This window comes from Mycolicibacterium sp. ND9-15 (genome assembly GCF_035918395.1).
Lineage (GTDB): Bacteria > Actinomycetota > Actinomycetes > Mycobacteriales > Mycobacteriaceae > Mycobacterium.
Genome location: NZ_CP142362.1, coordinates 417,806 through 430,475 on the forward strand (window position 1 = coordinate 417,806; position 12,670 = coordinate 430,475).

At 68.4% G+C, this 12,670-nt stretch carries 13 protein-coding genes; 4 read left to right on the top strand and 9 right to left on the bottom strand.

Translation table 11 applies throughout. The annotated features are described in order from the left end of the window. Window positions 1–5: 5 nt before the first annotated feature. The gene (gene msrB / locus QGN32_RS02005) at window positions 6–419 is read left to right on the top strand and encodes a peptide-methionine (R)-S-oxide reductase MsrB (RefSeq protein ID WP_326547012.1); all 414 of its coding nucleotides are present in this window, start codon (window positions 6–8) and stop codon (window positions 417–419) included. Between the two features lie 69 nt (window positions 420–488). Here the strand turns inward: msrB and QGN32_RS02010 are convergent, their stop codons facing one another. Genes QGN32_RS02010 through hemE form a run of 4 tightly spaced genes read right to left on the bottom strand, consistent with a single transcriptional unit; the run spans window position 489 to window position 3,944 of the window. After that, entirely contained in the window at window positions 489–800 is a 312-nt protein-coding gene (locus tag QGN32_RS02010) for a hypothetical protein (RefSeq protein WP_326547013.1), read from the bottom strand. 27 nt (window positions 801–827) lie between these two features. Further along, the gene (hemQ, locus tag QGN32_RS02015) at window positions 828–1,523 is read right to left on the bottom strand and encodes a hydrogen peroxide-dependent heme synthase (protein WP_326547014.1); all 696 of its coding nucleotides are present in this window, start codon (window positions 1,521–1,523) and stop codon (window positions 828–830) included. A 4-nt stretch (window positions 1,524–1,527) separates the two neighbouring features. After that, entirely contained in the window at window positions 1,528–2,883 is a 1,356-nt protein-coding gene (locus QGN32_RS02020) for a protoporphyrinogen oxidase (RefSeq protein ID WP_326547015.1), read from the bottom strand. Next, on the bottom strand, window positions 2,880–3,944 hold the full coding sequence (hemE, locus tag QGN32_RS02025) for a uroporphyrinogen decarboxylase (RefSeq protein WP_326547016.1): 1,065 nt from the start codon (window positions 3,942–3,944) through the stop codon (window positions 2,880–2,882). The genes QGN32_RS02020 and hemE overlap by 4 nt, the downstream gene beginning before the upstream one ends. A 153-nt stretch (window positions 3,945–4,097) precedes the next feature. On the opposite strand from hemE, the gene QGN32_RS02030 reads away from it, so the two are divergent. Together QGN32_RS02030 and QGN32_RS02035 are read left to right on the top strand one after the other, a co-directional pair. Next, window positions 4,098–4,643, top strand: a complete 546-nt coding sequence (locus QGN32_RS02030) for a DUF3000 domain-containing protein (protein ID WP_326548886.1) — start codon at window positions 4,098–4,100, stop codon at window positions 4,641–4,643. Window positions 4,644–4,645: 2 nt separating this feature from the next. Beyond that, on the top strand, window positions 4,646–5,914 hold the full coding sequence (locus QGN32_RS02035; protein WP_326547017.1) for an HRDC domain-containing protein: 1,269 nt from the start codon (window positions 4,646–4,648) through the stop codon (window positions 5,912–5,914). Here QGN32_RS02035 and QGN32_RS02040 read toward each other — a convergent pair. From QGN32_RS02040 to nhaA, 4 genes are all read right to left on the bottom strand, one after another. Continuing rightward, entirely contained in the window at window positions 5,911–6,822 is a 912-nt protein-coding gene (locus QGN32_RS02040; protein WP_326547018.1) for an alpha/beta fold hydrolase, read from the bottom strand. The genes QGN32_RS02035 and QGN32_RS02040 overlap by 4 nt on opposite strands. Window positions 6,823–6,863: 41 nt before the next feature. After that, window positions 6,864–8,021, bottom strand: coding sequence for an alpha/beta hydrolase family protein (locus QGN32_RS02045; RefSeq protein WP_326548887.1), 1,158 nt, complete (start codon window positions 8,019–8,021; stop codon window positions 6,864–6,866). Window positions 8,022–8,312: 291 nt separating this feature from the next. Continuing rightward, a complete protein-coding gene (gene dxs / locus QGN32_RS02050) occupies window positions 8,313–10,226 on the bottom strand; it encodes a 1-deoxy-D-xylulose-5-phosphate synthase (protein ID WP_326547019.1) in 1,914 nt (637 codons plus the stop codon). A 28-nt stretch (window positions 10,227–10,254) separates the two neighbouring features. Beyond that, window positions 10,255–11,580 carry a Na+/H+ antiporter NhaA gene (gene nhaA / locus QGN32_RS02055; RefSeq protein ID WP_442791770.1) on the bottom strand — a complete coding sequence of 442 codons (1,326 nt, stop codon included), beginning with the start codon at window positions 11,578–11,580 and terminating at the stop codon, window positions 10,255–10,257. Between the two features lie 129 nt (window positions 11,581–11,709). Here nhaA and QGN32_RS02060 point away from each other — a divergent pair, with 129 nt between their 5' ends. After that, entirely contained in the window at window positions 11,710–12,171 is a 462-nt protein-coding gene (locus tag QGN32_RS02060) for an Rv1443c family protein (protein ID WP_326547020.1), read from the top strand. Here the strand turns inward: QGN32_RS02060 and QGN32_RS02065 are convergent. Further along, the gene (locus QGN32_RS02065) at window positions 12,156–12,653 is read right to left on the bottom strand and encodes an MSMEG_6728 family protein (protein WP_326547021.1); all 498 of its coding nucleotides are present in this window, start codon (window positions 12,651–12,653) and stop codon (window positions 12,156–12,158) included. The genes QGN32_RS02060 and QGN32_RS02065 overlap by 16 nt on opposite strands. Window positions 12,654–12,670: the final 17 nt, after the last annotated feature.

Consider the following 12,670-nt stretch of genomic DNA (forward strand, 5'->3'; position numbering starts at 1 on the left):
GAGACATGACCACACCGGCTCCCAGACTGCAGCTGACCGACGACGAGTGGCGCCAGAAGCTCAGCCCCGAGGAATTCCACGTGCTGCGCCAGGCCGGCACCGAGCGCCCGTTCACCGGCGAGTACACCGACACCAAGACCGAGGGCGTCTACGAGTGCCGCGCCTGCGGCGCCGAACTCTTTCGCAGCACCGAGAAGTTCGAATCGCACTGCGGCTGGCCGTCGTTCTTCGATCCGGCCGACTCCGACGCCGTCATCTTGCGACCCGACGACTCGCTGGGCATGCGCCGCGTCGAGGTGCTCTGCGCCAATTGCCACAGCCACCTCGGACACGTCTTCGAGGGCGAGGGCTACCCGACGCCGACCGACCAGCGCTACTGCATCAACTCGATCTCGCTGCGGCTCGTGCCGGCCTCCTGACGCGAACGAGAAGCTACGGTCGCGATCGAACCGGGATAGCTACCAGGAATGCTATTTCGGCGCTGACGACTACGCCGGGTAGACGGCGAACTCGGCGCGGTCCTCGGTGTCGGCGACACACTGGAAAAGCAGCGGCGCCGTCATCGCGTTACCCGAGTAACACGTGAACGGGCCGATCACTTGGTACTTGTCGCCGTTGACGTCGTACTGCACGGCGTAGTCCGACGCAGTGACGCAGTCGATGTCGCCGGCGGTGATGTCGATGACCTGACCGAAGCGGGGCGCACATCGCTCACTGTCGGGCGCCTGGGCGAATCCGCTGGGCGCCGCCGCGAACGCGCCGACCGACATGGCAGCGGCAACCAAGACCTGTGTCCTCATCGACCCATGATGGACGAGCGTGGCCCTTTACGGCAGGCGTTCGATCAACTGCTCGGGGGTGATCCGCGGTCCGGTGAAGAACGGAGTCTCCGCGCGGGTATGTCGACGAGCGTCGGTGGCGCGCAGATCACGCATGAGATCGACGATCCGGTGCAATTCGGGCGCCTCGAACGCCAGGATCCACTCGTAGTCGCCCAGCGCGAACGCCGGAACGGTGTTGGCCCGAACGTCCTTGTAGCCCCGCGCCGCCATGCCGTGTTCGGAGAGCATGCGGCGGCGCTCCTCGTCGGGCAGCAGGTACCACTCGTAGGACCGCACGAACGGGTACACGCAGATGTAGTTGCCGGGCTCCTCGCCGGCGAGGAACGCAGGGATGTGGCTCTTGTTGAACTCCGCGGGGCGGTGCAGCGCGACGTTGCTCCACACCGGGTTGCTCGCGCGGCCGAGCGTGGTGGTGCGACGGAAGTCGGCGTAGGTGGCCTGTATCGCCTCGACGTTGTCGGCGTGCGTCCACATCATGAAGTCGGCGTCGGCGCGCATGCCCGCGATGTCGTAGAGGCCGCGCACCACGACGCCGCGTTCCTCCTGCTGTTTGAGGAACGTCGCGGTCTCGTCCGCGACGCCCGCCCGCTCTTCTCCCAGTTCCCCTGGCCGCACCGCGAACACCGAGAACATCAGGTAGCGGATGGCGGAGTTGAGCGCGTCGTAGTCGAGTTTGGCCATGGCTCTATCGTGCCACGCGGGAGGTGACCAGCGCGGCCGCCGCCCTGGTGGCAGCCGACACACACGCGGGCACACCGATGCCGTCGAGGAAACCACCGGCCACCGCGATCGTCGGCGGCAACGCCGCCCGTAGTTCGGCGACCAACTCGCCGTGCCCGGGACCGTACTGCGGCATCGCGTCGATCCAGCGCTGCACGAGGTAGTCCACGGGCTCCGCCCGGACGCCGAACATCGTGTCCAGATCCTCGGCCGACCAGGCGAGCAGCTCCTCATCCCCCGCGCTACGGGCCAGATTGTCGCCGAACCGGCCGAAGGACAGCCGAAGCAACTCGACATTGCCGCGTGGCCCCCACTTGCGGGACGTCAGCGTGACGGCCTTGCACCGCAGCCGTTCACCGCTGGCCACCAGTACCCCGGACTGCTGCGGCAGCGGCGTACCTCCCGGCAGCGCCAGCGCCACCACCGCCGACGACGCCACCTGAATTCGTCGCGCGGCGGCGGCGCTACGCGGCGCCACATCGGCGACGAGCCGCGCCAGCCGCGGTGCCGGCACGGCGAGCACCACCGCGTCGGCGTGGTGGCGGACGCCTTCGTCGTCGACCAGTTCCCAGCCCTGATCCCCCGGCTTCAGGGCCTCGACCGCGACCTGCCGCCAGTGCACCCGCGCGCGGCGGACGAGCGCGTTGACCAGTACGCCGTAGCCGCCGTCGACCGCGCCGAACACCGATCCGGTCACCACGGGTGGTAACGCCTCCCGCACGGCGTCGGTCAGGCTGGCCGCCCCCCTGTCTAGGGCGGCGGCCAGCGTCGGAACCGCCGAGCGCACCCCGATCGTCGTCGCACTCCCGGCATAGACCCCGGTCAGCAGCGGCTCCACCGAGCGGGTCACCACCTGCTCGCCGAACCGGTCGCCGACCAACTCGGCGACGGACGGGTCCGCACCGGGCCGCCACGAGAACGGCCGGTTGCGCTCGCCGTGCATCCACTTGATCGTCGCGTCGTCGACGAGCCCGGCCAGCGCCGACGGCTGCGCCGGTATCCCCTGCAGCGTTCCGGTGGGCAGTGGATGCAACCCGGCCTGGCTGTAGATCAGCGGGCGTGCGCCGGTCGTGCCGACCTGCCTGTTCGCCATGCCCAGTTCGGCCAGCAACGCGGGGATATCGGGCCGACGGGCGACGAACGCCTCCGCGCCGACGTCCATCGGCTGGCCGGCGATCCGCTCGGTGCGCAGCACGCCGCCTAACCGGTCGGCGGGGTCGAACAACGTGATCGACGCATCGGGCCCCGCGGCGACGCGCAGCCGATACGCGGCGACGAGACCCGAAATCCCTCCGCCGACAACGCAATACGACAGGCTCACAGCGAGTGCACCAACGCGACCACGTCGGTGATCACCTCGGGGTCAGTGGCGGGGAGCACGCCGTGCCCGAGGTTGAAGATGTGCCCAGCGGCTCCGGCGTCGACCGCCCGCCTGCCATCGTCGACGACCACTCGCGCCGCACGTTCGGCCACCGCCCAACCGGCCAGCAACACCACCGGGTCGAGGTTGCCCTGCAATGCCGTCCCCGGCACCACCCGGGCGGCGGCGTCGGGCAGCGACGTGCGCCAGTCGACGCCGACGACGGCCGGGGCGCCGTGCCCGGATGCCGCCTGCGACATCGCACCCAGCAGTTCGGCGGTGCCGACCCCGAAGTGCGTCATCGGCACCCCGGCACCGGCCAGCGCCGCGAACACCCGGGTGCTGTGCGGCAGCACGTAGCTGCGGTAGTCGGCCAGCGACAACGTCCCGGCCCACGAGTCGAACACCTGGATCGCGTCGACACCCGCGTTCACCTGCACCTGCAGGAACGCGATCGTCACATCGGTCAGTGCGGTCATCAGCGCATGCCAGGTGTCGGGTTCGCCGAGCATCATGGCCTTGGTGCGCTCGTGGTTGCGACTCGGCCCGCCCTCGACCAGATAGGACGCCAGGGTGAACGGCGCGCCCGCGAAGCCGATCAGTGGCACCTCACCGAGTTCGCACACCAGCAGCTTGACGGCTTCCGAAACCGGCGCGACGGCCTGCTCTTCGAGCGGTCTCATGGCCGCGACGTCGGCGGCGGTGTGGATCGGGTGCTCGATCACCGGGCCGACGTCGGGCACGATGTCGAGGTCGATGCCCGAAGCCCGCAGGGGCACCACGATGTCGGAGAACAGGATCGCTGCGTCCACACGGTGTCTGCGGATCGGCTGCAGGGTGATCTCGGTGATCAGCTCGGTGTCGAAGCAGGCCTGCATCATGGTGTTCTTCGCCCGCAGCGCGCGATACTCGGGCAACGAACGACCGGCCTGGCGCATGAACCACACCGGCACACGACCGGGTTTGCGGCCGCTCGCGGCGGCCAAATATGGCGAGTCGGGCAGCTCACGGCGCGTGTTCATCGCTGTCAATGCTGCCATGCTGACCGAACTGCGCCCGCTTCGCCTCAAGCCGACCGGATCGGCGCGCCACGCGTACAGACCTGCTCGTATGGACTAGCGTGAAACGTCGTGACCACCGCCGAACCGGCTCAGTTCCGCGAAGCGGTGGCGGCGATGAGTGCCACCACCGTCCGACCGGAGATCGAGCTCGGCCCGATCCGCCCGCCGCAGCGGCTGGCGCCGTTCAGCTATGCGCTGGGCGCGGAGGTCCGCCATCCCGAGACGACGATCGTGCCGGGAGCGCAGGAGGGCTCGGAAGGAGAAGCGTTCGGCCGGCTGATCCTGCTGCATGACCCGGAAGGCGCCGACGCGTGGGACGGCACCATGCGGCTCGTCACCTACATCCAGGCCGATCTGGACTCGAGTGAGGCCGTCGACCCGCTGCTGCCCGAGGTCGCGTGGAGTTGGCTCGTCGACGCCCTTCAGGAGCGCGCCGAACACGTCACCGCGCTGGGCGGCACCGTCACCGCCACCACCTCGGTGCGTTACGGCGACATCTCCGGTCCGCCGCGGGCCCACCAGTTGGAGCTACGCGCCTCGTGGACGGCTACGACGCTGGAGTTGGGGCCACACGTCGAGGCGTTCTGCGAAGTGCTCGAGCATGCGGCCGGTCTGCCACCTCAGGGTGTCACCGATTTGGGCCCCCGCACCCGCGCTTGACGATGGCCGAATCCCAGGAGGCCGTCCCCGAGGAGGCCGAGGCCGAACGATCCGAGCCGGCGGCGACTCCGCTGCTGGCCCCCCGCGGGGGGGTGCCCGAACTATCGGTCAGCGTCAGCGAGATCCACAGGGCCGCTGAGTTTCTCGACTCCGGCCATGGCCCGTTCGCGGTCGACGCCGAACGCGCCTCGGGATTCCGCTACTCCAACCGCGCTTACCTCGTGCAGATCCGACGGGCCGGGGCGGGCACCGTGCTGATCGATCCGGTGAGCCACGGCGCCGACCCCGTCGAAACGTTGGCGCCGGTGGCCGAAGTGCTCACGACCGACGAGTGGGTGCTCCATGCCGCCGACCAGGATCTGCCGTGTCTGTCGGAGCTCGGCATACGGCCGGTCAGGTTGTACGACACGGAGTTGGCGGGCCGACTGGCCGGCTTCGACAAGGTCAATCTCGCCGCGATGGTGCAGCGGCTGCTGGGCCTGCAACTGATGAAGGGGCACGGCGCCGCCGACTGGTCGAAGCGGCCATTGCCCACCGACTGGCTCAACTACGCGGCGTTGGACGTCGAGGTGCTGGTCGACCTGCGCAACGCGATCGCCGCGGTGCTCGATGAGCAGGGCAAAACCGGTTGGACGGTACAAGAATTCGAGCACCTGAAGATGTTCGAACCGGCACCGACCCGCCGCGACCGCTGGCGACGTACGTCGGGAATTCACAAGGTCCGCGACCCGCGCGCTCTCGCTGCGGTGCGCGAGCTGTGGATCGCTCGCGACACGATCGCCCAGCGCCGCGACATCGCGCCTGGCCGGATTCTGCCGGACGCGGCGATCATCAACGCCGCCACCGCCGATCCGGATACCGCGGAGAAGCTGACCGCGCTGCCGGTGTTCGGGGGGCACCGGCAGCGCCGCAACGCGAAGGTGTGGCTGGATGCGCTCGCACGGGCGCGCACCACTGAGGACCTGCCGAGTTCGCAGGAGGCGTCCAACGGCCCCCCGCCGGCATCCCGATGGGCCAGGCGCAAACCCGAAGCAGCGGCCCGGCTGGAGGCTGCGCGCGCGGCTCTCTTTGAAGTCTCGCAACGAGTTTCAGTGCCGACAGAGAATCTCATCTCGCCCGATGTCGTGCGGAGGTTGTGCTGGGACTGGGAACCACCACCGCAGAACTCGACCGTGGTCGCGGCGGTCGACGACTTCCTGCGCGAAGCAGGCGCGCGGCCGTGGCAGCGCGAGTTGACAGTGCCGGCGCTGGCCAAGGCTCTCGAAAACTAGGCGGTCACCCGGTCGACATGGGCCAGGAAATGCCGCAATACTTCTTCCGGCGCCTCGAGTTGCGGCCAGTGGCCGATGTCGTCGGCGAGCATCACGACGTCGGCATCGGGAATGACCTCGGCGTACCGACGCGCCATGTGCGCACCGGAGTTCGGGTCGACAGGTCCGTCGATGAGCCGCATCGGCACCGCGGTTTCGCGCATCGCACGCACCCACCGGTTGCGATGCGTATAGCGGTCGCCGAGGAAACGGCCGACCTTGTGCAGCACGCGCTTGCCGTCGTTGTATTCCAGGATCTGGTGAAAAGACCCCATCAGCCCGTGCGACGGCTTGGTGTTCGGGCCGAACATCTCGTTGATGGTCGACTCGAGCACCCGACGCGACAACCGACTGCCCTGAAGCGGGCTCATCAAGTCCCCCAACCCGGTTCCCGACATGAGTTTCTGCATGGCGCGCGGCGTGTAGGCCTCGTTGAACAACCCGCCGTTGAGCCAGGTGATCGACTGGTAGCGCACCGCCCCGTACGACTGTTGGCCGAATTGGCTGCGGGCCAGCAGTTCCTGGCCGACCGAGTCCCCCAGGTCATGCGCCAGAACGTGACAACGTTCGACGTTCAGGTGATCCAGCAGTGCCTCGTGAATGTCGGCGTGATCGGACACCGAGTATTGGTAGGCGGCCGGCTTCGCCGAGAAGCCCAAGCCGATCATGTCGGGCGCGATGACGGTCAACCGGTCGGTGAGCGTCGGCCAGATCATCGACCAGTCCCACGAGTTGAACGGATAACCGTGGATGGCCAGCAATATCGGGGCCTCGCCCAGCGGTGGGCCGTCGATTCGATAGAAGATTTCGAAACCGAGGTAGTCGAAGTAGCGGCCTGCGGCTTTCCAGCGCTCCAACCCGACGTCCATCTCCGCAGCCTAGTGGGATGCGTCCCGACCGTGTCGGGCCGTCAGCCGAACCGCCCCTGCAGAAACGGGGTCGAATCCGGCAACGAGGCCAGTACCGTGCCGCTGTGGTCCTCGTCCGGGTACACCTTCAAAGTGACGTCTTGACGGTTGGCGACCAGCCGGTCGTTGAACTGCAGCGTCAGCCTCGGCGGTACGTCGTGATCGAGTAGCCCGACGCCGAGGAAGATCGGCTGGTCGTATCCGTCGGCGGGGAAACCCATGAACGCATCGACCGCCTCGGCGGCGCCGGGAATCGATGCCAGCGGCGCGCCGAAGAAGCCGGACACCGTCATGTCGGCCAGCGCCGCCGAAAGCTCAGCCAGACACTCGTTTTCGGCTTGGTCCGCGGCAACGCGGCCCGCCGGGCTGAGGATCGCGTCCACGTCGAGGTCGGGGCGCGCCTCCCGCAGGGCGGTCACGATGTAAGCGGTGTAGGCATTTGCGACCGGCCCCAACTCTGGCGGGACGACCATGTCCGGACCCGCTTGCTTGGCGAGGTTCTCGACGCCGGCCGGGGTGCCGGTGGCCACGACTCCACGGTAGGTAAGACCCGAACCGGAACTGAACGCGCTGGCCCACCGGGCGGTCGCGATGGCTGCTCCACCGCCTTGCGACTGGCCCACCACGGCCCACTCGGTTGAGAGCGGCAGACCCATCTGGTGTGCCGCGATCACGGAATCCACCACGCCCCGTGCGGTCGTCACGCTGTTGAGGTAGCTCATCAACCCGGGAGTGCCCAGACCGGCGTAGTCGCTACCGACCACCGCGTAGCCCTGCTCCAGCCAGTGCGTCAGGTACTCGTTGTCGCGTTCGCTGCGGGGCCGCGCCGACGGCGTGCAGTCGTCACCCAGTCCGACGGTTCCGTGCGCCCACGCGATGACGGGCCAACCACCCTGTGGTGGAGGGCTTTTCGGAGCGAAGACGACCGCCGTGCTGACGGCGGGGCGGTTGTGCTGGTCGATGGTGGCGTACAGAATGCGATAGGCCTGAGCCGCGCCCGCCACCGACAGAGCCGGATCGAGCGGAACCGTCTGAATCAAACCGCCCGGCACCGGGATCGGGCCGCTGTAGGCGCGTGCGTCGAGACCCGACCACTGCGGAACCCCTGCCGACGCCGGGCCCGGAGCCCCCACCGAACCGACCGCGACCAGCACCGCGATAGTCAGTACGCAAGCTGATTTCACGCCCACAGCGTAGCCAGCCGCTTTGTCTCGGTTCGTAGGAGATTACGCGGAACCTTCACGGCCGCCGCGGGACACTGCTTGGCGTGACGGAATGGCGGAGCAGGACGAAACCGGGAACGAAGAGGACCAGCAGCGTTTCGCTGACCGGGTTGAGCCGCCGAGGACGCGTCCTCGGCGCGTTGGTGCAGGTGTGTCCATCGCGATCTTCGTCCTGCGGGTCCAGCGCCGCGGCATCTCCGACGAGGCCGCCGAAATGGCCGACGAGAATCAGTCGAGTCGCTCGCTGACTTCGGGTTCGTTGACGGCAGCGCCCTGCGCGGCGATCCACCCGGTGATCTGGCGGGCCACGGTCCGATCGGTCAGGCCGACCTCCGCGAGCACCTCGCCGCGGGAGGCGTGCGTGAAGAATTCCTGCGGCAGGCCGACGTCGCGGCACGGCACATCGATCTCCGCTCGGCGCAACGCCGCCGAGACCGCCGATCCCACACCGCCGTTGACCCCGTTGTCCTCGAGCGTGACGACGAGCTTGTGCCCGCGGGCCAGCTTCGAGATCGTCTCTGGCACCGGCAGCACCCAGCGCGGGTCGACGACCGTCACGCCGATGCCCTGTTTGCGCAACAGGTCTGCGACCGCCAACGCCATTGCGGCGAACGGGCCCACCGCCACCAACAGCACGTCGTCGGTGAGCCCGTCGGCGGGCGTGGCCAGCACGTCGATGCTGCCGCGCCGCTCGATCGCCGGAATATCCTCGCCTACATCACCTTTCGGGAACCGGATAGCGGTCGGGCCGTCGTCGACGTCGAGCGCCTCGCCGAGTTCCTCGCACAGGCGGACGCCGTCCCGCGGCGCGGCCACCCGCATACCGGGCACGATGCCCAATATCGACAGGTCCCACATGCCGTTGTGGCTGGCGCCGTCGGGACCCGTGACGCCCGAGCGGTCCAGCACCATCGTCACCGGCAGCTTGTGCAGCGCGACGTCCATCATGACCTGATCGAACGCCCGGTTCAGGAACGTCGAATAGATCGCGACGACCGGATGCAGACCGCCCATCGCCAGCCCCGCCGCCGACGTCATCGCATGCTGTTCGGCGATACCCACGTCGAAGAACCGGTCCGGGAAGCGCTGACGGAAGGCGCTCAGGCCCGTCGGGCCGGGCATGGCCGCGGTGATCGCCACCACGTCGCGACGCCGGGCGGCATAGCCGATCAACGCCTCGGAGAACGTAGACGTCCAACCGGGCCCGGGCACCGACGTCGCCAACCCTGTCTCGGGGTCGATGACTCCGCACGCGTGCATCTGGTCGGCCTCGTCGTTCTCCGCCGGCGCGTAGCCCATGCCCTTACGGGTGACGACGTGCACGATCACGGGCGCGTTGAAGCCCCGGGCGTTGCGCAGCGCGGTCTCCACCGCGTGCTCGTCGTGGCCGTCGATGGGACCGACGTACTTGATCCCGAGGTCGGTGAACAGCACCTGCGGAGAGAGCGCGTCCTTGATGCCGGCCTTGATGGAGTGCATGGCCTGATAGCACGCCTCACCTATGACGGGCACACCGCGAACCGCCTTGCGGCCCCCTTCGAGCACCCGTTCGTAACCCGGCTGCAGCCGTAGTCCCGCCAGATGCTCCGCGAAACCGCCGATCGTGGGGGCGTAGCTGCGGCCGTTGTCGTTGACGACGATCACGACCGGCCGCCTTGCAGCGGCGATGTTGTTGAGCGCCTCCCAGCACATGCCGCCGGTCAGTGCGCCGTCACCGACGACGGCCACCACGTGGCGGTTGCGGTGGCCGGACAATTCGAACGCCTTGGCCAGCCCGTCGGCGTAGGACAGCGCCGAACTGGCGTGGCTGGATTCCACCCAGTCGTGTTCGCTCTCCTCGCGCGACGGGTAGCCGGACAGGCCACCCTTCTTGCGCAGGGTGTCGAACTCGTGGCTGCGACCCGTCAGCATCTTGTGCACGTAGGACTGGTGTCCGGTGTCGAAGATGATCGGGTCGTGTGGTGAATCGAACACCCGGTGCAGCGCGAGCGTGAGCTCGACCACGCCGAGGTTCGGGCCGAGATGCCCGCCGGTCGCAGCGACCTTGTGGATCAGGAATTCACGTATCTCACGTGCTAGATCGCTTAGCTGCGACTGCGTAAGGTGCTGCAGATCGGCGGGCCCGCGGATCTGTTCAAGCATTCGTTCAGTTTACGCACGGCCGTCGTCGTCAGTCGTGTCCAACCTGGTAGATGTCGGGTACGCCGTCGTGGTCGGAATCGGCGGTTTCCTGCAACCAAATGGCGCGGTATTGCCTGTTCCGCAGCCTTAGCAGCACGGCGGCCAGAGCCGCCGCGCACACCGATCCGGTGAGCACCCCGATCTTCACGAATTCGTCACGATCTGAGCCGGCGCCGTACGCGAGGTCTCCGATGAGCAGCGACACAGTGAACCCGATCCCTGCCAGCATGGCGATGCCGAGCACGTCGACCCACCGGATCGCGGAGTCGAGATCGGCGCGAGTGACTGAGGCCAGCACCCGCGTGGTCAAGAAGATGCCGACGGGCTTGCCCACCAGCAACCCGAGCACGATGCCGAGCGTGATGGGATCCGCCAGCGCCTGGGTGAAGCCCCGGTAGCCGCCGATGCTCACCCCGGCGGCGAAGAACGCGAACACCGGTACCGCCACCCCGGCCGACAGCGGGCGTATGCGGTGTTCGAAGTGCTCGGCCAGGCCGGGCCCGGCCTCCGGGCCGCCGGCCTGCCCCGAACGCATCACCGGCACCGCGAAGCCGAGCAGCACGCCGGCCACCGTGGCATGGACACCGGACTCGTGCATCAGGATCCACGTGGCCACCGCCAACGGGACCAACAGCCACCAGGACCGGATCCGGCGCTGCACACACACCGCGAATAGCGACAGCGGGATGAGCGTCGCCGACAAGGCCACCACGTCGATGTCCTCGGTGTAGAACACAGCGATCACCGCCACCGCCAGCAGGTCGTCGACCACGGCCAGGGTCAGTAAGAAGATCCGCAGGGCGGAAGGCAAATGCGTGGAAATGACCGCGAGCACCGCGACCGCGAACGCGATGTCCGTAGCGGTCGGAATGGCCCAACCGCGCGTCGCGCCATCCCCTAGGGGCGCGGTCACCGCGACGAAGATCAACGCGGGCGCCACCATGCCGCCGACGGCCGCGGCGATCGGCAGCACAGCGCGGGTGGCGTCACGCAGATCTCCGGCCACGAACTCGCGTTTGAGTTCAAGGCCGACGACGAAGAAGAACACGGCGAGCAAACCGTCCGCAGCCCAGGCGCCGAGCGCGAGGTTCAGATGCAGGCCCAACGGCTCGCCGCCGACCTGGAGATCGCGCAGCGCGTAGTAGCTCGCCGACCACGGCGTGTTGGCCCAGACGAGGGCTACCGCGGCAGCCACCAGAAGGACCGCGCCGCCGACCGTTTCCTTGCGCAGGATCGCAGACACCCGGCTCGCCTCGGACCACGACCCGCGCGCGAACAGCGTCCGCCTTGCGAACCGGAGAGGATTGGCAGTCACGGCAAGTCCGATCTGTGGCTAGCGGTCGACAACGAATCGCCGACCAGACTTCCCGGCACACCCACGCTCAACGTATCAACGCGACGTACGGTCCCGCAGGGGCAGCCGACTCGGTTACCTTGTGCCGGGATGATTGTCGAACGTCGCAGCGCCATCGACGCGCCCGCCGAGCAGGTGTGGCAGCGCATCGTCACCCCCGAGGGCATCAACCACGAGTTGCGGCCGTGGCTGACGATGTCGATGCCGCGCGGCGCGAAGGACCTCACAGTCGACACCATCCCGGTCGGCGAGCCGATCGGCCGTTGCTGGATGCGGCTGTTCGGGGTGCTGCCGTTCGACTACGACGATTTGACCATCGCCGCGTTGTGGCCTGGCCACGGCTTTCACGAGGACTCGACGATGCTGAGCATGCGGTCGTGGCGGCACGAGCGCACCCTCGAACCCGTGGGCGATGTGAGGACCGTCGTGCATGACCGGCTCACCTTCGAGTTGCGTGCCCCGGTGCGCGTGCTGACGCCCGTGGTCGCCGCCGGCATCGGAGCGTTGTTCACCCATCGCCAGCGCAGACTGCGGCGCTATTTCGGCGACTGACCGTCGCGCGGGACACGTCGCGGGCGGTCGGATTCGGGCCACACGTACTCCAGATCGTCGGGCACATCGGGAAAGAACTTGCGGTAGTGCTGCGGATCCTTGCGCACCAGCACCGACTGGTGGCCGCGGTGAAACGCCGGATCGCCCAGCCACGGCGGCGTCTCCCCCGCGGCCGTCAACTCCGCCTGCGTGCGCGGCGTGCCGATGCCGGTGGTGCGGGTGAGGTCGGTGACCATCGTTGTTGCGCAGGTGTCGGCGTGGCCCAGCCGACACCATGCGGCACAGATGTCGAGCCCGTAGCGGACCAGCGCCTCTTCGTAACCGGCCCACATCGCCGCGGCCGGGTGATGGCGCCAGCCGTAGCCGGGGACCGTCAACGCGCGCACCACCTGGATCGCCTCCACCCGCTGCTTGCCGAGCCGCTTCGTATCCAGGACGCGGGCGGTGTCGGCGAAGCCCGGGCAGGGCAGGAAGGTCTGCATCGCCGGTGGGATACCCG